We start from the raw sequence: 22398 nt of genomic DNA, 5'->3' as shown, positions 1-22398 counted from the left end.
ATTATTATACAAATATCACCTGCACCAAAAACATATAAATTATAGTTCCTGCTCCTATACTTATTAAAACATTTCTTTTTATTACATGCAAAATTATTATAATTGCTATAGATATTAATTCCGGTAAGGCATAAGGAAATTTTATAATATTTATATCTTTCAAACAATATATCACAAGAAGTGCTATCATAGAATAAGGAAGCACTTTACCTAAAAACTGTACATATCTATTTTCAGATAATGATTTATTTATTATGATAAAAGGAAGAAATCTTAAAAAAGCGGTTCCAATTACAATCATCAAAGCTGTTATAAATATTTCTTTATTATTCATATATTTTTCCATCTTCATTATATTTATAAATTATACTTATAGATATGAATATCAATACCATAGCAAGTATTATGAATATATTAGTTTTAAATATTAAAATAGGTATAGAGCATATAAGCCCAATCAAAGCACCTCTATGATCTTTACTTTCAAGCCATTGTTCTGTAAATATCACGACAAATAAAGCAGTTAAAACAAAATCAAGCCCTTTAGTATTGAAAGTGATAAAAGATCCTATTAAACAGCCTAACAATGTACCTATATTCCAATACATGTGATCTATGAAAGACACAAAGAAAAGAAAGGCGTTTTTATTAATATTTTCCGGTATATCTGCAGAGCATAGTATAGAAAAAGTTTCATCGCTTAAAGTATATATCAAATAAGGTTTTATAATTCCTGTATTTTGAAATTTTGATGCAAGAGATATTCCATAAAAACCTACCCTTGAATTAACTATTAATGTAAGCATAAAAGCATATAGAGGATTAAAAGGAGCTAAAAATAAATAATTAATAGCGGTATACTGCATGCTTCCGCAATAGGCAAATAAACTTAAAAAAACGGCAAGCCAAGTATCAAGACCTTTAGATTTCATAAGTACTCCATAAGCCATACCCAAAAATATATACCCTACAAGAACAGGTACAGTAAAAGGAAAAGCATATTTTAATGCTGAAATTAAATCATGTTTTTTAGTATTCATATTCTTTATAGTTTTAGTATTTAATGTTGTATTAAAAAAATAATAGGATAATAAAAAAAATATTTATGTCAATATTATTTTTATAATTTTGATTTTATATTTTTTACCTTTTCTTCATCAGTATATTTTATACTAAACTCTGAAGACCTTAAAGCTGTTCCCATAAATACATTTTCATTTCTGTATTCCATTAAACTATTAACTGTTTTATTTGCTGTCATATGATATTCATTAGCTTTTAGAGTATCTTTTATATATTCTATATTTCTTTCATTTATTCCGCTTCCGGGCATTATTATTATTTTATTATTATATTTTGAAACTAATTCTTTTAATTTGATTATACCGTTCATAACATTAGCCTCACCTCCGGAAGTGAGTATTCTCTCAAAACCAATAGATATTATATCTTCGCATGCTTTATTCAAATCACAGCTTACATCTACTGCCCTATGAAAAGTAGCTTTACTATTTCCCCATAAATCTAATAGTTCACTGCATCTTTCTTTATCAACTTTTCCTTCTTTTGTAAGTATGCCGAATACTATACCGTCAATTTTTAATTCCTTCATGAGTTTTATTTCTCTTTTCATTACTTCAAACTCTGTATCATCATAGCAGAAATCTCCGCCCCTAGGACGCACCATTGCATATATTGGTATATTCACCTTTTCTCTTGCTAATTCTAAAACACCGAAACTTGCAGTTGTACCTCCCTCGAACATATTTCCGCAAAGCTCAAGTCGGTCAGCTCCGCCTTTTTCAGAATTTATACAGGACTCTACAGAATCAACGCATATTTCTATTTTGATATTCATAATAATGCCTTTATATCAAATTATTAAAACGCGTAAATTATACTAGAAATTTACCAATTGTCAAAATTATTATAAATACTGAACTTATATATTTAATAATAAAGAGTAGATTTATGAAAAAATTATTTATAATGTTATTAATTAATATAATTTACATATCTGCTTTTGCTTATACTACCAATATAACAAGCATTTATTTTTTACTATTGAAGGAACTATTTACAAATACCCTATTAAAATAAATATACATACTTCAAATCCTGATAGTATTACAGAAAATAAGAAGTCTTATATAGACGGATATTATAAATATAATAGTATTAATAATCCAATACCTATAAGCGGAGAAATGTATAAAAATAACATTAAATTAACTGCCTTTGATTATGATAATTCTGATAAAAAAGAATAATTCAGCTTTAAAATAGATAATAGTCAGTTAAATAATATTATTAATTTAGGAAATGGCAAAAAGAATATTGATTTAAAAGGAAGCTGGAAAAATAAGAGTAAACTATTAAGCTTAAATATACAAACCATAAAACCTTTAGGAGATAAAATATATGATAGTCTTAAACTTTACTTTTATAGTTATTTTTTGTATAATAGTATTATGAGCAGAAGAGATATTAATGTTTTAAATGATTATTTTGTGAGGTATTTATTTTCATCACCAGACAGTAATCCTATACTGCTTGACTTTATCAATTCAATAATGCTTGACTCTAATATGAAAACTTTTAGATCAGTAGAGATACTTACTCCATTTAATTATAAGGAAAATTATGAAGATAAGGAAACAATAGCAGATGTAAAGTGTATAACTCAAAATGGTACTGTTGTAATTATAGAAATACAGTTACAAGGTAATTCTAGATTTCCAGAACGCATACTATATTATTGGACAGCTAATTATAGTAAGCTATTAAAGCATGGAGAAAAATATGATGCTTTAACTCCAGTAATTAGTATCAACTTACTTAATTTTAATTTAGATGATAATGATTCTATACATTCATGTTATATGATTTATGATACTAACGGCAAAAGACTGTTAACAGATCATTTGCAAATTCATATAATTGAACTCAAAAAATTTAAATATAATTTATTACAATCAGATTTAAACTGCTGGCTTAAATTTTTTACAATGAAAGAAAAAGATAATAAGGAGGTTATTATGTCTGATCTAGTAAAAGAAAAACCTATAATGGAAGAAGTACAAAGAAGATACAATAACTTTATTAAAGATAGACTACTGATGAACGAATATGATAAAAGGCAGGCATATTTATATGGTAATCAAATAATGCTTGAAGAAGAAAGAAGATTAGGAAGAGAAGAAGGCATAGAACAAGGTAAAAGGCAGCAGCAAATATCCATAGCTAAAAGTTTCAAGAATGCAGGCATAGACATAAAAATTATAAGTGAAAACACAGGATTAAGTATAGAAGAAATAAAAAATTTGTGAACATCTGGCAAGTTTACTTGTCAGATACTTTTAGTGAACAAATTTTTTTATATATAAAAATAAAGAAATAAAAAATTTGTGAACATCTGGCAAGTTTACTTGTCAGATACTTTTAGTGAACAAATTTTTTATATATAAATAATAAAGAAATAGAAAAACTATAATAAAAAATAGTAATAGTATAGTGGCGTACATATAATATAAACAGAGAATAATTTTTTATAAATAAAAAACTTTTAACTATTAGAAATAAAAAGAGCTTCTATATACAACAATATATAAAAGCTCTTAATTTTTATTTATTACTTTTTAAGAAGTTCTCCTACTATCTCATCAAGTTCTTCAGGTTTTACTCTAGGATCATAGCGTCCTACTATATTTCCCTGTCTGTCTATTAAAAACTTACCGAAGTTCCATCTTATTTTTTCAACACCCTCTTCAGTTGGTTTTTCTGATTTTAAATAAACAAATAAAGGATCTGCATTTTTACTATTAACTTTTACTTTATCAAATAGTTTGAAAGTAATACCAAATTTTTCTTTTCTAAACTCGGCAATCTCTTCAATAGGTTCTTTAGCCTGACCTCCGAATTGATTGCAAGGGAAATCTAATATTTCAAAGCCTTCTTTTTTATATTTTTTATATAAATCTTGCAATGCTGGATACTGCTTTGTAAATCCGCATTTTGTGGCAGTATTTACTATTAATAAAACTTTACCTTCATATTTTTTTAATTTAACATCCTTGCCTTCAGCATCTTTTACAGTGTAGTCATATATACTCATAATTCCTCCATAAATTTTTATAAGTATTAATTATTTATTTTGAAATTATAAATTAGTTTTTATATATATGCAAATAAAAAAGGCATACTCTATAATAATAGAATATGCCTTAAAATTACTCTCTAATTATAAATTATAAAAGAGCTTTAGCAGCATTTAAAGCAGCATCATAATCTGGTTCATTAGTGATTTCTGGAACATATTGTACATATTTAACAGTATTGTCTTTGTCAAGTACAAATACAGCACGAGTTAAAAGTTGTAATTCTTTTAATAAAGTACCGTATTTTCTTCCGAAATCTTTTTGATTATAGTCAGAAGCTACTATATGTGAAGAAGCATTAGCAGCAGCACACCATCTAGCTTGAGCAAATGGTAAGTCAACAGATACTGTTACTACTGTTACTCCTTTTAAAGAAGCAGCTTCTTTATTGAATCTTTTAGTTTGTACATCGCATACTGGTGTATCTAGAGATGGTACAGAAGCTATTATTTTTACTGTATCACCTGCATCTTTTAAAGACCATGGACTTAAATCTGTTTTTACTACTGTAAAATCTAAAGCTTTAGCTCCTACTGTTAATTGAGCACCTTCTAAAGTTTGTGTTGCACCTTGAAATGTAACTGTCATTTTTTACTCCTTCTATTATTTATTAATTTTAATAAAAATTAAATATAATCTTTTATTATTTAAGAAAATATATAAATTATTAGGAAAAAAGTCAATAAAAAAAATGAATAATTTTATTTTTTAACTCTTTCAAGGAGCTTAATCCTAATTAAAAACTCTTTATTGTATTTTATATCTATCTTTATATCTTTTTTTGTGATTGGGTGAACAAAATTAATTTCTTTTGCTATTAAAGCAAAACCTTTCATTTTATAAATATCAGCATTTTTTGAATATATTTTATCACCTATTATTGGATGTCCTATATATGAAAGATGCACTCTTATCTGATGCGTTCTGCCTGTTACTGGTTTAAGCTCAAGTAAAGTATGTTCATTTAATATTTTCAGAACTTTATAATGAGTTACTGCTGATTCTCCTCCATCTTTTACAGGCAATGGTATTCTCCTATTAGGATTTTTTTTGTCTATTCCTATTGATACATCTATTGTACCATTATCTTTTTTCACTTTTCCCTGAACTATGGCATGATATACTTTATTAATGATTTTATTTTTAAAAGATTCTTCAAAATATTGTTTAGTTTTCTCATCTCTAGCAAGAATAAGTATTCCTGAAGTAAATTTATCTATTCTATGAACTAAATATAAACTGTCAATATGATTATATTCTTTTTTTATCATATTTATTAAATTATTATCTGCTTCAATACCTGCTTCTTTATCAATAGCAATGAAATAATCATCTTCATAAATAATTTTCATTTTATATTCACTTTTTTATAATTATTATAATTTTTCTATAATTAAAGATATTCTAGTAAAAAAGTAATTCACATTTCTCAAACTTTCAGCAATAAGAAATATTAATTTTTCTTTTTTTTCTCTTTCTCCCCTTTCGCACATAAGTATAGTCGCTGATAAAATAGTTTGCAGTATGCTTGCTTTTTTTTGATATTCTTTTACAAGATTCATTGTTTCATAATATAATTCATCTATATTATTTAAATTATTATTTATATCGTTATATATATTTGACAAAATATTTCTAAATTCTTCTAATGTATTTTTTAATTCTATATATGCTTTTTTTATATCAGTATTATTATCTTTTTCATATATGCTATTAGCTATATTTAATGCTTTCTTTCTTATATTATCAATAGAAAAATTCTCTATGCTGCCCTCTTCTATAGAATCTATTTTCACAGCTTCTTTAGTAATTCTATTTATTTTCATATTTGAATATTTATCTTTGAATTCATTAAAATATTCCATCTGACTTTCAAATACAAATTCCGTAGGCGGATAATTATCTATATTTGTATTATTATTTCTTATAGCATTAAAATAATATGATTCATAAGTTTTTAATTTATTAGTTTTATTCACCATATATTCATAAGAAAGAGCATGTTTAATATGCCTCTCATAAAAAGGATAGCTATTGTCAAAACCTATTAATAATACTTCATCTAAACCAATATAATGAGCAAAATCTATCATAGTTGTTGCTACGGTGCTTGAAGTAGTAAGACATGATAATTTGGTAAAATCTTGTATATATTTTATTATTCCTAAATTTTCAGAAGAAGTAAATCTTATAATATCAGCATTTATATTTCTAGGTATTATTTTATTTGCCGCTATATCCATAACCAAATAAGGAAATACACTATTTTCATATACAAAATCTAAAGAATTAAAAAATCCTCCGTCTACAGTAATCACAAAATCAGGAATTATGCCATGTTTACATAATACACTGTAACTAGTATCAACGCATATAATAAAGAAATTTTCTCTTTCTTTTTTTATTGTATCTATACTATGCTTCAATGTAGGTCCTGGACATATTAAAAGAGCCTTTAATCCTTTGAATGCATCTTTAAAATGAATTATATCCGATGATTTTTTTATATACTCACTATTAAATATTATATTCTTAGTCCATATATTCTCAAAATACATATTGGTAAATATATTTGATATTTCTTTTTCCATTATATTTAATATCTGAGTATAAAATATATTAGCATTATCCTTTTCTTCTTTGGTAAGCGATGGAAGAAGAACCAAATTAATACCATTTATGCTTTTATAATCAATGATTTTATTTATATAATCAATACTGTCATCTTTATATACAAAAAATATATTCTTATTATCCGTATTGTATATATTATAATAAGAATATTTGAAAACTGCTGCATCTTCTATGACAACTATTATTTTAAGAGTTTTTATGATTTCTTTATTAAAATAATTATCAATATTTTCAATCAGATATTTTAAAGTATATCCTAATCCATATCCATATATTATGAGGAGATTTTTATTTTTATTGATATTTTCTAAAGCTCTTTTTGATTCATTATTAATATTATATTTACTATGTAAAGCTCTTCCATTTTTAGAAATTATTATGATATTATCTTTATTTTTTTCTATTTTGTATGAAGCGTCGAGTTCGCTTTTTTCTTCTTTTAATAAATTATGCAGTTTTACTGATATATTCATCTATTTATAATAACAAAAAAAATATAAAAATCAAATATATAGCACAATATATAATAAAAAATAATTGACAATATCTATAATTATTATAAATTATAAAGATATAACTTTTATGAGGTATTTTTATGTCAACTTCACCATTAGGATATAATACTAAAACAGGAAAGCCATATAAAGTAATGGTTATAGATGATTCTAGTACTATAAGAATAGCTGAAAGAAAGATATTATTATCTGAAAAATTTGATGTAATATTGGAAGCTGACGGCGCTATGGATGCTTTAACAAAGCTTAGAGAAGCAGCAGATAAACCGGATATAATAATGACGGATTTTGATATGCCGCAGATGAACGGAATCGATTTACTTAAAAGAATTAGAGCATTAAATATAGACTCCAAGATAATAGTTGTTACTTCTTATGCCAATAAAGGCGTATTAATGGAGTTCTTAAAATTAAAAGTAGACGGTTATATTGTAAAGCCTGTTCAGCGTCAGACTATGATATATCATTTAGCTAGGGTAATAGGAAGAGAAGATTATTTAAAATAAATTTAGTCTTTAACACTTTTAATTTATAATATCTGATGCTATATTTTCAGAAATAAAATATATTATTACAATAGTTATAATATAAATCATATATTTTCTTCTATATTATAGTATCATTTTGTATATTGATAATTTTATCATAAAATGTTATAATTGTATGAATATTTTTTAAGGATATAAATATATGGCAGTAAAAAAGAATAAAGAAGATAATTCAGAAGAAAGACAATATTCCACACTGACAAAAGATATCTTAAAAAGAGTAGATCATATTTCAATAGAAAATGAATTAAGAGAATCTTATTTAACTTATGCTATGAGCGTTATCGTATCTAGGGCATTGCCTGATGTAAGAGACGGTTTAAAACCTGTTCATAGAAGAATCTTATATGCTATGTACGATGCTAATCTTACACATGATAAACCATATAAGAAATCTGCAGCCACAGTCGGAGAAGTTTTGGCTCGTTATCACCCTCACGGAGATGCTGCAGTTTACGGAACTATGGTAAGAATGGCACAGGATTTCTCTATGCGTTATTTACTTGTAGACGGACAGGGTAATTTCGGTTCTATAGATGATGACCCTCCTGCAGCAATGCGTTATACTGAAGCGAGAATGACTCGTTTTGCAGAAGAGATGCTTAATGATATAGAAAAAGAAACTGTTAAATTTGTACCGAACTTCGATGATTCCAGAACTGAGCCTTCTGTGCTTCCTGCTACAGTACCTCAGCTTTTAGTCAATGGAAGTATGGGTATTGCTATTGGTATGGCTACTAATATGCCGCCTCATAACTTAAAAGAGGTTGTAAATGCTATAGTTTATTATATAGATCATCAGGATGCAGAAATTAAAGATTTGATGCGTTATGTACAAGGTCCTGATTTCCCTACTGCTGGAATTATATACGGTAAAGAGGGAATAAAAGAGGCTTATACTACAGGAAAAGGACGAATAAAGCTAAGAGCAAGACTTGAAGTAGAAGAAACCAAAAAAGACAGAGAGGCTATAATAGTTAAAGAGCTTCCTTACGGCGTTGTAAAAACTAATTTGCATGAAAAAATAGCTGAATTAGTAAAACAAGGTAAAATTGAAGGTGTTGCTGATATTAGAGATGAATCTAGCAACAGAGCAGGTATTCGTCTTATAATAGAACTTAAAAAAGGTGTTGCCACACAAATAGTGCTTAATCAGTTATGGAAGCATACTGATTTGGAAACTACTTTTGGTATTATTAATCTTGCCTTAGTTAATGGCGAGCCTAAAGTTTTAAATTTAAAAGAACTTATAAAATATTTTGTCGACCACAGAGTTGAGGTTATCACAAAAAGAACAGAATATGATTTGAATCAAGCTAGGGCTAAAGCTCATATATTAGAAGGTTTACTAATAGCTCAGGCTAATATTGAAGAGGTTATAAGAATAATAAGAGAAAGCGAAAATACTGATGCTGCAAGAACAACTCTTATGAACAGATTCAAACTTTCTGAAAAACAGGCTCAGGCTATACTTGACATGCCTCTCAAACGCTTAACTGCTTTAGAAAAATTAAAAATAGAACAAGAATTACAGCAATTAAGAGAGTTTATAGCCTACTGTGAGGACTTACTCGCCCACCCAGAAAAAATACTTGCTGTTATCAAAGATGAGCTTAAAAAAATAGCAGAAAAATACGGTGATGACAGAAGAAGCGAGATAATCGGAAAAACTAATGATACAGAAATAGATGAAGAAGATTTGATACATGATGAAGATGTAGCAGTATCTATCACTACTCAGGGATTCATTAAGAGAGTACCAGCTTCAAGTTATCGTACTCAAGGCAGAGGCGGCGTAGGTGTTCAGGGCGGAAAATCTCAAGGCGAGCATTATATAGAACATTTATTTGTTGCTTCTACTAAAGACTATTTATTTATATTTACAGACAGAGGTAAGGCTTTCTGGATGAAGGTGCATGAAATACCTGCTTTAAGCAAGATATCTCAGGGTAAAAGTATTAAATTTATACTTAATTTAGCACCTGAAGAGAAAATTACAAGCTACTTCACAGTATCCGAGTTTGATCCTAAGAAATCTATTATTATGGTTACAAAAATGGGTACTATAAAGAAAATGGAATTAAAGCATCTTGAAAATGCCAAAAAAAGAGGAATACTTGCTTTAACATTAGAAAATAATGATGAATTAGTGGCTGTTTCTGCTGTTCAGAGCGGAGATGATTTTATTATGACTACGGCTTCAGGACTTGCTTTAAGAATCACTGAAGAGAAGATTAGAAAAATGGGAAGAGCAGCAGCTGGTGTTAAAGGTATTGCCTTAGATGATGGTGATGTTTGCGTATCAGGAAATGCTATACATAAGGGTGAATCATTAATCGTTATTACAGAAAATGGTATAGGTAAAAGACTTTCTTCAAAACAGTTTAATGTTAAAGGAAGAGGAGGAAAAGGACAGATTTATATTAAGCCGGATAACAAAACAGGAAATGTTGTCAGCGTAAAAACTGTAGGTGATAAAGATGAGATAATGGTTGTTACTACTGATGACATGACTATAAAAATCAAAGCTGATTCTATACCTGAACTTGGAAGAAATGCTAAGGGTGTAAAAATCGTTAATATTTCTGACGGTGCTAGGGTTAGCGATTTAGCTGTTGTACCTGCTGATAGTGAAGAAAAAAAATAATTTAATATTTATAAGCCTATATTTTTTAATATAGGCTTTTTTAATTAAAAAATTGCATTTTTATAAAATTTTATTATATTGGTAATATGACAAAATGAATATTTGAAATAATTGTTATTTTATTTATTAAATCTTTAATTTTAATTAAATATAATTTTTTCTCTTAAATGTTAAAGAAAAAATTTACTTATTAAATATATAAAAATATAGATAATATTAATATGTTATTTTGAGGTTACATTATGGATACTACAATAAAGCTGCCTTATGATGCTGAAATATTTATAAAGAGTAAATTTCTTAAAGCACAGATAGTAGAAATTGAAAAAATAGATAATATTTTTAAAGTAGAACTTGATAATGAAGTCTTTATCACATTTGATGAGAATGGTAATTGGATTTCTATTAATAGTGAAAAAAGGCTTCCTGAAGATGTTATTCCTGATATAGTTCAAAAGAAAATAAGTAAATTAAAAAGATTTGAAACAAAATATAAATATGAAAATTTAGATATTAATGAAATAAGGAAAATCATTAATTCATATAGAGTAATATTAGATCATTATTTGGAAATGCATATATACAGCAATTAAATCATTTTAAACAGCGAACTATTTTGCCATTAGACATTTCATAAACATTATTGGCATAAGCTGCTATATTGTGTGCATGTGTAACCATAATGATGCTAGTTCCTTGTTTATTAATAGTTGTCAATATTTCCATCAAAGTTTTTGTACTTGCAGGATCAAGATCGCTTGTAGGCTCATCGGCTATTAAGCATTTACAGCCGTAAGCCAATGCTCTTAATATAGCAACCTTTTTCATTTCGCCGCCTGAGAGATTAGATGCTTTAGAATATGTTTTATCTTTAAGAGCAAATAATTCTATATTTTCCTTAGTCTGATTTATTTTTTCTTCTGTAATTTTATGTTTAAAAGATAAAGGCATTAATATATTATCAATAACGCTTATAGTAGGTATAATAACAGGATATTGAAATATATAAGAAAAATATTCTCGTCTAAAACTTGCAAGAACATCTTCGCTAGCTCCATTCAATTTGAAAGAATCATAATATATAGTTCCGCTAGTAGGTTTAAGTATTCCGCCTATTATACTTAGCAATGTACTTTTTCCGCTTCCTGTATGTCCTACAAAACTTATAAAATCGCCTTGATTGATATCCAAACTAATATCTTCGCAGGCATTAAATTGATTAACTCCCAAAGGGAAAACCTTTGATACATTGATTATTTTTATATTCATAGTGTTCCCCTCAAATCATCATAAGGATCTTTTCTCAAAAGTATAGAATTAGAAATAAAAGCTCCTATCATAAATCCTATTATTAATGCAGCATTTGCAAGTAATACTACATAAGCTCCGTTAATTACATCAGAAACTTCTATCAAAGTTAATATATATGAACTATATCTTATATACAATATTAACATTTCTATAATACAAATCAAAAATGATACTAAAGGATATAAAAGACTTATTAATATGGCTAATTTTCTTATAGCTAATTTAGTAGCTCCGAATATACGCAAAGTGGAAAACATTCTGCTGTTCTTTGAAAATATATAAGAGCTGGATATTGCAGAATATAACACCCCTATTATTAATATTCCTATAAATAAAGCGTATATAGAAAACTCTCTGAAGAAAGGTATATTTTCATTTAATAATATTTCATATTTCCATACCAAACTGAATATAGAAGTTACAGTCATAAGCTGAGATAATGAAATAAATATTATTATTGAAAATACAATACTTCCTTTAATAAGTTTTGAAGCATATCCTATAGTTGAATTATACACAATAAAAACCTTTTATTTTTTTTAACCTATTAGCCGTATCTTTGTAAAATAGCTCTAAAACTGAATATCGATATTATCTATGATTACTTAAGCAAATTATTTTTACTACATATAAGAATTATCTTAATGCTCCGAATTCTATTGTATTGAAATTATCTACCTCTTCTATTAAAGGAATAGGATATTCAGACATATCTTTTCCTTCTCTTAAGGTATTGTATATTGTTAAATTAGTTTTTTTCCAATCGGATAATCTTTTTTTGTATTCTTTAGTATAGCCTGAAGTCATTTCTAATACACCATTATTAAGAATAAAGCCTACCAGCATATTTACATTGCTGTTTGGAATAGAATCTCTTACATCATAAGCAACATAATTTAAAGGCATCTTTTCATAATAATAAGCATTAGTAGAACTTTCTGCATATAAAAATATTCCTGTACCCCTTTTCATACCATTTATTTTATATTCAACATTTCCATTTTCTTTAAATGTGTATAAATATCCGTTAGGAGCAAGCACACTTTTACCCTTAACCGATTTTATCCATATACTATTGTATTTACTTTCAGATACTTTAACATTAGAAGCACAAGAGCTTATAATAAATAATAATACGAATATACTATACAATTTCAACATAAGATACCTTATTTAAAAATATTTTTTTTATTTTCGGCATAAAAACTAATTATAATATAAAATTATATTTGTATTAATTTTTCAAAACCTTTTCATTATGAACTATTGCTATTTAATAAAATAATATTTATTATATATTGACATTTTAACACATTATATAAATGGTAAAAGTAATATGCATAATAATGAATCAATATATAGAGAATTAATAGAAAAATTTTCAAAAAGTGAAGAATTTGTAAATTTCGATATAAAAAAAACAAAAAGCATAACAGGACTTAAAGGAGGAAGTGATTCTTTATTTTTTGCTTCTATTTTTAATACAGAAAGTATTTTAATAATCAAAGAAAATGAAAGCGATGCTATGCTTCTAAGCCAATCTTTAAACTTTTATAATATACCTAATTATTATTTTCCTGATTATGATACAGTTCCTTTTACTAAAATGTCTCCTATTACTGATATAGCACAGGAAAGAATAAATATATTGTATAAATTGATAAATAAAGAAAAATGTATAATAATAACAACAATAAATGCTGTAACTAGAAAATTACCAAATAGAAATGATCTGAAAAATCTGCCTATATATTTAAATGTAGGAGATAAATTAGATTTAGATAATTTAAGATTAACACTATATGATTTAGGATATGTTATAGAAAGAGAAGTTGCTGAAAAAGGTACTGCTTCTGTAAGAGGAAGTATAGTAGATATATTTTCTGTGGAATATGATAATCCTATTAGAATAGAATTATTTGATGATGAAATAGAGAGTATAAGATTATTCAACATAGAAGACGGAAGATCTTTCAAAACTGCAGAAAATATCATTATTTATCCTGTGAGGGAAGCGGTATATAGCGATACGGCGGTAAATGAATTTTTAAACAATAACAATATTAATGATGAAATTAGAGACAATATAATAAAAAGAAAATATTTCGCCGGAAGTGAAAATTTACTGCCTATTTTTTATAATGACTTAGAAACTATATTTGATTATTTTGATTATGGCTATATATTCATTGACGATGCTTTAAAATTAAAAAATAAATTTATCACTATTATAGATACTATAAAAGAAAATTTTAATGATATAGATAATATATTTAATATAATAGAAGATATTTATAAACTTTATATTGATAATAATTACTTTTCTGAGATAATAAAAAAATCAATAAATATATCTCCTTTCATAACAGATACAGATATATATAAATTTAACTTTTTAGAGGGTATTTCTTTTAAATCAAGATTAACAGATTTTCTCGATTATGTTAAAGAATATAGAGAAAAAGATTATTTAATTATTTTATCTACAGGTCATAATGATCAGGCATTAAGATTTTATAAGATAATGCAGGATTTATCTCCAATAATCATAACCGAAAATGAAATAGAATATGAAGAAAAAGTATCTGAATATAAAGAAAATAATGACAATAAAGAAATAATAAATAACAGCATAGAAAATACTGAGAATAATAATGAAGATAATAAAGAAATAATTCTTGAAGATGCTAATAAAGATAAAGAAATAAAAAAAGATTATTCAAAAAATGAAAATAATTTTTATATAATAACTACCCAAGCATCATCAGGTTTTATAAAAGATGATATAAAAACAATATTCATAGCAGATTGGGAAGTATTTGGAAGAAAGAGAAAAAAAGTAAGAAAAATACCTAAAGTTAATAAAAACTTAATAGAAACATTTGTAGATTTAAATGTAGGAGATTATGCTGTACATGTTAATTATGGTATAGGAAAGTATTTAGGTCTTACAAGAAAAATGTCCAATGGTAAAGAAAAAGACTATATCACATTAGAATATGCTAAAGGCGATAAACTTTATATACCTGTAGAGCAAATGAACTTCGTGCAGAAATACATATCCGGACATGGCGAAGCTCCTAAATTAACATTGTTAGGCGGAAGTGCTTGGGATAAAATAAAGAGCAAGGCAAGAGAAGATGCCTTAGCTACTGCCAGAGAATTAATAAAACTTTATGCTATAAGATCCAATATCAGAGGAAATGTTTATGGGGCTGATACTCAATGGCAGGACGATTTTGAAGCTTCATTTCGTTATGAGGAAACGGTTGATCAGTTAAGAGCTATTAATGATATAAAAGAAGATATGGAAAGCGGGAAAATGATGGACAGACTTGTATGCGGAGATGTAGGATTTGGAAAAACAGAAGTGGCATTCAGAGCTGTATTTAAAGCTATAATGGCAGGAAAACAATGTGCTATACTCTGCCCTACTACTATATTATCGCAGCAGCATTATAATAATGCCAAAAAAAGATTTGAAGATTTTCCTATTAGAATAGAAGTTTTAAATAGATTCGTTACAAGCAGGCAGGCAAAAAGAAATAAAGAATTATTAAAAACAGGCTCCTGCGATTTAATAGTAGGAACTCATATGCTTTTATCAAAAGATATTGAGTTTAAAAATCTCGGACTTATAGTTATAGATGAAGAGCAGAGATTTGGTGTTAAGCATAAAGAAGCATTAAAAAAATTAAGATTAGAAACAGATGTTCTCACCCTTTCAGCTACTCCTATACCTAGAACTTTAAATATGGCTTTAACAGGGATAAGAGATATCAGTATAATAGAAACCCCACCATTAAATAGAATACCTGTAAAAACTTTCGTTACAGAGTTCAGCGAAGAAGCAGTTGTAAATGCAATAGAAAGAGAGCTAAAAAGAGAAGGACAAGTATTTTATCTTTATAACAGAATAGACACAATAGAATCATTTGCACTTATGATAAAAAAACTTTGTCCTAAGGCAAGAATATGCGTGGCACATGGAAGAATGACAGGGCATCAGTTAGAAAAAATAATGGAAGATTTTATTAATCATAAATATGACATACTAGTATCAACTACTATAATAGAAAACGGCATAGACATACCTAATGCTAATACTATACTAATAGATAATGCAAATAAATTAGGATTATCTGAACTTTATCAATTAAGAGGAAGAGTTGGAAGAAGCGACAGAGAGGCTTATGCTTATATGTTCTATCCAAGCGATTTAGCTCTTACAGAAGTTGCTTATAAAAGACTTGAAGCTATATCCGAACATACAGATTTAGGGGCAGGATTTAAAATAGCTATGCGTGATTTGGAAATAAGAGGGGCAGGAAATATTTTAGGTAAAGAGCAATCCGGTATGATATATCAGGTAGGTTATGAACTTTATACTCAAATGCTTGAAGAAGCTGCCAATGAATATAAAGGCGAAATAAAAGAAGTAACATTCGATACCGTTATAGATTTGAAGCATAATTTATTTATTCCTGACTCTTATATAGCAGATTCAAAAGAGAAAATATCCGCATACAAATTAATAATGCGTTCTCAAAGCGATGAGGATATAGAATATTCCAAAGAGTTTATGACAGATAAATACGGAAAACTTCCTAGAGAATTAGAAGATATTTTCAATATAGCAAAACTCAAAATCATATTAAAAAGAATTAGAATATTATCTGTTATAGAGGGACAGTATAATATATATCTTAAACTTGATAAACTTTCAAAAATAGATACTGATAAACTTGTAAAATTAATCAATACTAAAAATTCAGGAGTTTATTTTGATAAGGATAATCTTAATCAATTAATAATACCTGTTGTAAATGAAAAAGAAAATGATATTGAATGGAAGTTAGAAAAAATAAAAAATGTAATATTAGAAATAGAAAGTGAAAATTATACAGAGAATAGTAATTCACAAAATGAAAGTAACAAAAATAATGAAAATAAAATAGACAATAAAAAAGAAGAACATTCCAAAATGAGCATTGCCGAAGCTAATCTAAAAAATAACAAAAATAATAAAAAAAGAACTATATCAAGAAGATCTCCTAAATTGATAAAAGTAAATAAAAAATAATATAATTTTAACTTATTTAAGCTGCATTAAGTATAATAATATGCTGCAAATTATACTTAATGCAGTTTTTTTTATATTTTTTGATTGAAATTGATTATTTTTGATTGATTTTGATTGATTTTTATAGTTTTTTTTGATATAATTATTAATATAAAGATTGAATGAGGTAAGAATAAAAGTGCTGAAAGTAAGCAGATATGAATTAATTTTTGAAGTTATAAAAGAGAAAAAGAATATCAAAATAGAAGAACTCATTGAAAGACTTAATGTTTCAGAGGCAACTATCAGGAGAGATTTAACATTTCTTGAAAAAGCAGGAAAAATAAGAAGAGTTCATGGAGGTGCTATATTAGTTGATACTCAGGAAGAAAGTTTGATATACAAAAAGGAAATATATTCAGAAGAAAAAGAAAAAATAGGAAAGTTTGCTGCTTCATTAGTTGAAAGCGGTAATACAATATATTTAGATGCGGGAACTAGTGTTTTTGCTATGATTAAATATTTAGCAGGCATAGAAAATATAAAAGTGGTAACTAACGGTTTAAGTCATATAGAGGAACTTTATAACAAAAAAATAGAATCATACTTAATAGGCGGAAAAATGAAAATGCTTACAGGTGCTTTAGTTGGAGCTAGTGCTGTTTTATCAATAAGGAATTTCAATTTTGATTTAGCATTTATGGGAGCAAATGCAATAGATATTAACGGATATTCCACACCAGACAGTGAGGAGGCATTAATAAAAAGCGAAGCTGCTTCAAAAGCGAATAAAACTTACTTTTTATGCGATGAATCAAAGTTAAAAAAGAAAAGTTTTATTAATTTTTATAACTTAGAAGATTCCTATTTGATAACTAATGAAAAAGATATAGATGATAATATAAAAAATAAATTAAAAGGATTATTTATAGTTAATCAATAAAAAGTGAGGGATTATTTATGATATATACTTTAACATTAAACCCAGCTGTAGATTATTATATAGGCATGGATAACTTTGAAGAGGGAGAATTAAACAAAGTTAATAATGCCTATACATTGGCTGGAGGAAAGGGAATAAATGTTTCCAAAGTTTTAAAAAATTTCAATATTGATTCCATTGCTTTAGGTTTTTGCGGAGGATTCACAGGAGATTATATAAAAAAGCATATTAAAGAATATGGCATTAAAGAGAATTTTATATACTTAGAAGAAGATACAAGAATCAATATAAAATTAAAAACAAATAAAACAGAAAGTGAAATAGCAGGAAAATCACCTAATATTTCAAAAGAAAAAGTTAATGAGCTTTTAGATTATATAAAAAATAGTATAAAAGAAAATGATATACTAGTATTATCTGGAAGCGTTCCTAACTCAATAGAAAACAGCATATATAAAGATATTATATCAATATCAAATAAAAATATAAAAGTAATACTAGATGCAAGAGATGAGGCTTTCAAATTTGGATTAAAAGAAGGAGTATTTTTAACAAAGCCAAATAAAAAAGAATTAAGCGAATATTTCAATAAACAAATAGAAACTACAGAAGATATTATAAAGTATGCAAGAGAATTAATAAAAGAAGGAAGTGAGAATGTAATAGTATCTCTAGGAAAAGAGGGATCTGTTTTAGTAACAAAAGATGAAGCATATTTAGGAAATGCTCCAGACGGAAAATTAATAAGTTCTGTTGGAGCTGGGGATTCTATGGTTGCTGGTATAGTTTATGGATTAAGCAATAATTTGAATATAATTGATTCTTATAAATATGCTATAGCAAGCGGAAGTTCTACAGCTTGTTCTGAAGGTTTAACTACATTTGATAGTATGAAGAAATTTTTAGAGAATACAGAAATAAAAAAAATTAATTAATATTATAAATGCTATAAATAAAAAATGGAGGCTAAAAATGCTAAAAGATGTCATAACTTTAGATTGTATTGATGTAGATCTAAAGGGAAAAACAAAATTAGAAATTATAGATGAAATGGTTGATATTCTCTATAAGAATGGAAGATTAAATGACAAAGAAGAGTATAAAAAAGAGATATTAAAAAGAGAATCTCAAAGCTCTACAGGTATGGAAGAGGGCATAGCAATACCGCATGGTAAAACTAAGGCTGTAAAAATTCCGACAGTTGCTATAGGCATTTCTAAACAAGGTGTTGATTATGAATCATTAGATGGCGAGCCTTCTCATTTATTTTTTATGATAGCAGCTCCTGAGAACTCTAATGACTCTCATATAGAGTTATTATCAAAAATAACAACTATGCTTCTTGAAGATGATATTAGAGAGGCATTATTAAATGCAAAAACTAAAGAAGAAGTATTTGATATATTAGTAAAAAATGCTGAAAATGATAATGAGAATTCCTCTTTAAATCAGGAAAATAATAATAATAATGATTCATATCAGGTACTTGCCGTAACAGCATGTCCTACAGGTATAGCACATACTTATATGGCAGCCGATGCTCTGCTTAAAAAAGGTAAAGAACTTGGAATTACTATAAAAGTAGAAACTAATGGATCAAGCGGTGTAAAAAATGAGCTTACAAAAGATGAAATAAAAAATGCCAAAGGTATAATAGTAGCAGCAGATAAAAATGTTGCTATGGATAGATTTGCTGGAAAGAATGTTGATATAGTGGGCGTTAAAGAAGCTATAAAAGATCCTGAAAGATTAATACAAAATGCCTTAAATCAAACAGCACCTATATATCAAATTAATTCTGATGGTTCTTCTTCAAACAAATTTGCTAAAAAGCCTAAAACAGGAGTATACAAGCATTTAATGTCTGGTGTATCAAATATGCTTCCTTTTGTTGTAGGCGGAGGTATACTTATAGCATTTTCATTTATGTTTGGTATTAACTCAAGCAATCCTAATGATCCTTCATATAATGCATTTGCGAAACTTTTAAATGATATAGGAGGAGGAAATGCATTCTTCCTAATGGTTCCTGTAATGGCGGCATTTATAGGTATGAGTATTGCCGACAGACCTGGATTTGCTCCTGCTATGGTTGGGGGGCTTATATCATTAAACAGCGGCGGCGGATTTTTAGGCGGACTTATAGGCGGATTTTTGGGCGGATATATTACTCTTTTACTAAAAAAAGTATTTTCTAAATTGCCTGAAAGTTTGGACGGAATTAAACCCGTTTTACTATATCCGTTATTTGGAATATTTTTCACAGGTGCTATAATGTATTTATTCATAGTTGATCCAATAGCTGCAATAAACTCAGGACTTTCTAATTTCTTAAAGAATATGGGTACCGGAAACTTAATATTATTAGGTGCTATACTTGGTGCTATGATGTCCACTGATATGGGAGGACCTATAAATAAAGCGGCATTCACATTTGGCATAGCAATGATAGCATCTGGCGATTATGCTCCTCATGCTGCTGTTATGGCTGGGGGTATGGTTCCGCCTTTGGGTATAGCATTAGCTACTACAATATTTAGAAATAAATTCACTGCTGATGAAAAAGATGCAGGTAAAACTTGCTATGTTATGGGACTTTCATTCATTACTGAAGGAGCTATACCATTTGCCGCATCAGATCCTATAAGAGTTATTCCTTCTTGTATGATTGGTGCTGCTATTGCCGGAGCTTTAACTATGGCTTTTCGTATACAATTAAGAGCTCCTCATGGCGGAATATTTGTTCTTCCTATAGTTAATAATCCGCTTCTATATTTGCTTGCTATAGTAATAGGTTCTGTTATAACTGCTTTTATACTTGGATTTATTAAGAAACCATCAGAAAATTAACATATATCTTCTTAAAAAAGGCTGTATTCTTATTTAATAAGGATACAGCCGATAACATTTCAAACTATTCTAAATAACAATGATGGAATTTATGAAATCCTAGAGGATCATAATAAACACCTTTAAGTTTAGGAGATACAAGCAAAGGCTCTGTATAATAATATATAGGTATTATAGCCTCTTCTTTCATAAGCATTTCTTCTGCTTTATGCATAGTCTCCATTCTGAATTTCTGATCTCCTGAAAGCATAACCTGACTTATTATATCATCATAAGCCTTATTACTATAAACACTGTAATTATTAGGTGAATAACTTAAGCATAAACTCATAAAGTTTACAGGATCATCAAAATCGCCATTCCAGCCTCCTCTTGCCATTGTAATATTTCTATCATATCTAGTTTGCAAAAATACTGCCCATTCTTCCTGAGTTAATGTAACATCAATTCCTAAATTTTCTTTCCACATCTGCTGAACAGCTTCAAATATTTTTACATGTATACCGGGATCTGCCTTAAACTCCATAACAGGAAAACCTGCCCCATTAGGATATCCTGCTTCAGCCATTAATTTTTTAGCTTCCTCAACATTTTTGGCATATCCTTCTTTAGTTACATCAATATATTCTCCTCCATTTTCTCTGAAATCTCCTTCATAGTCTGATATTCCAAAAGGAACTAAAGCACCTGCAGGCTTCTCCCCTCCTCTTGTAACCTGTTCTACTATATAATTTCTGTCAATGGCAAGAGATAATGCTCTTCTTACTCTTACATCTTTTAATATATCATTAGTTAAATTTAAACAATAATAATATGATGATATTCTAGGCTCTATTACTATAAGTCCTTCTTTTTGAAGTGTCTGTATATCCTGTCTTGGGAAAGATCTTGCAAAATGCAAAGAACCTGCTTTAACACCTGCAACTGAAGCAGTTTCATTTTCCATAAGTACAAATGTTATTTTATCAGGAACTATATCTTCTATATTCCAATAATTAGTATTTTTTACCATTACAAGACTTTCATCTCTGTTTCTTTCTACGAGTTTAAAAGCACCATTTCCTATATAAGTATCAGCATTTAAAGTCCATTCATCTCCGTACTGTTCTATAATATCTTTTCTAAGCGGATAAAATGTAGGAAAAGTTAAAAGCTCTAAGAAATAAGCAGTAGGAGCTTCTAAAGTTACTTCTAAAGTATAATCATCTATTGCTTTTATACCCAAACTTTCTTTAGGCATCTCTCCGGCTGTTATAGCTTTGGCATTTTTTACAGGTTCATGCTGATATCCGTACTGACTTCCTGTAGCAGGATCAACAACTCTTTGCCAAGAATAAACAAAATCATCAGCAACAACTGATTTGCCGTCTGTCCATTTAGAATTAGTTCTAAGTTTGAATGTATAAGTAAGTCCGTCATCACTTATTTCCCAGCTCTCTGCTACACCCGGAACTAATTTCCCATTCATATCTTTTTCTATTAATCCCTCAAATGTATGCATCAAATAGAATACGGCATCTGAAGTTACATTAATACTAGGATCTATAGTATTGGGTTCCGGTCCTGTATTAATAAATATAGATATGCCGTCTTCTGATTTATTATTAGAGCAGGACATAATAAATGATATAAAAATCATAAATAAAATAAATATTTTTTTCATTAATATTAACTCCTAACATTTTATTTTAAATTAAAATTAATCTTCTAAATATGCCATAGCAAAACTAT

Annotated in this window: 19 protein-coding genes; 8 read left to right on the top strand and 11 right to left on the bottom strand. The window is 27.6% G+C overall.

The window, feature by feature from the left end; translation table 11 throughout:
* Window positions 1–4: 4 nt before the first annotated feature.
* The 3 genes from A966_RS08040 to A966_RS08030 form a co-directional block, all read right to left on the bottom strand.
* Entirely contained in the window at window positions 5–334 is a 330-nt protein-coding gene (locus A966_RS08040; protein ID WP_008724442.1) for a branched-chain amino acid transporter permease, read from the bottom strand.
* On the bottom strand, window positions 327–1040 hold the full coding sequence (locus tag A966_RS08035; protein WP_008724441.1) for an AzlC family ABC transporter permease: 714 nt from the start codon (window positions 1038–1040) through the stop codon (window positions 327–329). Before A966_RS08035 ends, A966_RS08040 begins: the two co-directional genes overlap by 8 nt.
* Window positions 1041–1120: 80 nt before the next feature.
* Window positions 1121–1858, bottom strand: coding sequence for a copper homeostasis protein CutC (locus A966_RS08030; RefSeq protein WP_008724440.1), 738 nt, complete (start codon window positions 1856–1858; stop codon window positions 1121–1123).
* A gap of 613 nt (window positions 1859–2471) precedes the next feature.
* Here A966_RS08030 and A966_RS08025 point away from each other — a divergent pair.
* A complete protein-coding gene (locus tag A966_RS08025; protein ID WP_008724439.1) occupies window positions 2472–3329 on the top strand; it encodes an Rpn family recombination-promoting nuclease/putative transposase in 858 nt (285 codons plus the stop codon).
* 302 nt (window positions 3330–3631) lie between these two features.
* On the opposite strand, the gene A966_RS08020 is transcribed toward A966_RS08025, so the two are convergent.
* From A966_RS08020 to A966_RS08005, 4 genes are all read right to left on the bottom strand, one after another.
* Window positions 3632–4114, bottom strand: a complete 483-nt coding sequence (locus tag A966_RS08020; protein ID WP_008724438.1) for a glutathione peroxidase — start codon at window positions 4112–4114, stop codon at window positions 3632–3634.
* A gap of 133 nt (window positions 4115–4247) precedes the next feature.
* Complete coding sequence (tpx, locus tag A966_RS08015) at window positions 4248–4745, bottom strand: thiol peroxidase (RefSeq protein ID WP_008724435.1); 498 nt, start codon at window positions 4743–4745, stop codon at window positions 4248–4250.
* Window positions 4746–4858: 113 nt separating this feature from the next.
* Entirely contained in the window at window positions 4859–5509 is a 651-nt protein-coding gene (locus tag A966_RS08010; protein WP_008724433.1) for an RluA family pseudouridine synthase, read from the bottom strand.
* A 24-nt stretch (window positions 5510–5533) separates the two neighbouring features.
* Window positions 5534–7264 (bottom strand): motility associated factor glycosyltransferase family protein, encoded by a 1731-nt coding sequence (locus A966_RS08005; protein ID WP_008724431.1) that lies wholly within the window; start codon window positions 7262–7264, stop codon window positions 5534–5536.
* 122 nt (window positions 7265–7386) lie between these two features.
* On the opposite strand from A966_RS08005, the gene A966_RS08000 reads away from it, so the two are divergent.
* The 3 genes from A966_RS08000 (at window position 7387) to A966_RS07990 (ending at window position 11094) form a co-directional block, all read left to right on the top strand.
* Entirely contained in the window at window positions 7387–7812 is a 426-nt protein-coding gene (locus A966_RS08000) for a response regulator (protein WP_008724429.1), read from the top strand.
* Between the two features lie 184 nt (window positions 7813–7996).
* Window positions 7997–10501, top strand: a complete 2505-nt coding sequence (gene gyrA / locus A966_RS07995) for a DNA gyrase subunit A (RefSeq protein ID WP_008724427.1) — start codon at window positions 7997–7999, stop codon at window positions 10499–10501.
* Window positions 10502–10743: 242 nt separating this feature from the next.
* Complete coding sequence (locus A966_RS07990) at window positions 10744–11094, top strand: PepSY-like domain-containing protein (RefSeq protein ID WP_008724425.1); 351 nt, start codon at window positions 10744–10746, stop codon at window positions 11092–11094.
* A gap of 1 nt (window position 11095) precedes the next feature.
* On the opposite strand, the gene A966_RS07985 is transcribed toward A966_RS07990, so the two are convergent.
* The 3 genes from A966_RS07985 to A966_RS07975 form a co-directional block, all read right to left on the bottom strand.
* A complete protein-coding gene (locus tag A966_RS07985; protein ID WP_008724423.1) occupies window positions 11096–11770 on the bottom strand; it encodes an ABC transporter ATP-binding protein in 675 nt (224 codons plus the stop codon).
* The gene (locus tag A966_RS07980; protein WP_008724420.1) at window positions 11767–12330 is read right to left on the bottom strand and encodes a hypothetical protein; all 564 of its coding nucleotides are present in this window, start codon (window positions 12328–12330) and stop codon (window positions 11767–11769) included. The genes A966_RS07985 and A966_RS07980 overlap by 4 nt, the downstream gene beginning before the upstream one ends.
* A 118-nt stretch (window positions 12331–12448) precedes the next feature.
* Window positions 12449–12973, bottom strand: coding sequence for a hypothetical protein (locus tag A966_RS07975; RefSeq protein ID WP_039955604.1), 525 nt, complete (start codon window positions 12971–12973; stop codon window positions 12449–12451).
* Window positions 12974–13148: 175 nt separating this feature from the next.
* Between A966_RS07975 and mfd the strand changes: the two genes are divergently transcribed.
* The 4 genes from mfd (at window position 13149) to A966_RS07955 (ending at window position 20667) form a co-directional block, all read left to right on the top strand.
* Entirely contained in the window at window positions 13149–16895 is a 3747-nt protein-coding gene (gene mfd / locus A966_RS07970; protein ID WP_008724415.1) for a transcription-repair coupling factor, read from the top strand.
* A 178-nt stretch (window positions 16896–17073) separates the two neighbouring features.
* Entirely contained in the window at window positions 17074–17817 is a 744-nt protein-coding gene (locus A966_RS07965; RefSeq protein WP_008724412.1) for a DeoR/GlpR family DNA-binding transcription regulator, read from the top strand.
* A 17-nt stretch (window positions 17818–17834) separates the two neighbouring features.
* Window positions 17835–18752 (top strand): 1-phosphofructokinase, encoded by a 918-nt coding sequence (pfkB, locus tag A966_RS07960; RefSeq protein WP_008724410.1) that lies wholly within the window; start codon window positions 17835–17837, stop codon window positions 18750–18752.
* A 37-nt stretch (window positions 18753–18789) separates the two neighbouring features.
* Window positions 18790–20667, top strand: a complete 1878-nt coding sequence (locus A966_RS07955; RefSeq protein WP_008724408.1) for a PTS fructose transporter subunit IIABC — start codon at window positions 18790–18792, stop codon at window positions 20665–20667.
* 64 nt (window positions 20668–20731) lie between these two features.
* Here the strand turns inward: A966_RS07955 and A966_RS07950 are convergent, their stop codons facing one another.
* Window positions 20732–22330 carry a peptide ABC transporter substrate-binding protein gene (locus tag A966_RS07950; RefSeq protein WP_008724406.1) on the bottom strand — a complete coding sequence of 533 codons (1599 nt, stop codon included), beginning with the start codon at window positions 22328–22330 and terminating at the stop codon, window positions 20732–20734.
* Window positions 22331–22398 lie beyond the last annotated feature (68 nt).

This window comes from Brachyspira hampsonii 30446, assembly GCF_000316195.1.
GTDB classification, from domain to species: domain Bacteria; phylum Spirochaetota; class Brachyspiria; order Brachyspirales; family Brachyspiraceae; genus Brachyspira; species Brachyspira hampsonii_C.
The sequence above is the reverse complement of the archived record's forward strand: the minus strand, read 5'-3'. Positions and strand labels throughout refer to the sequence as shown.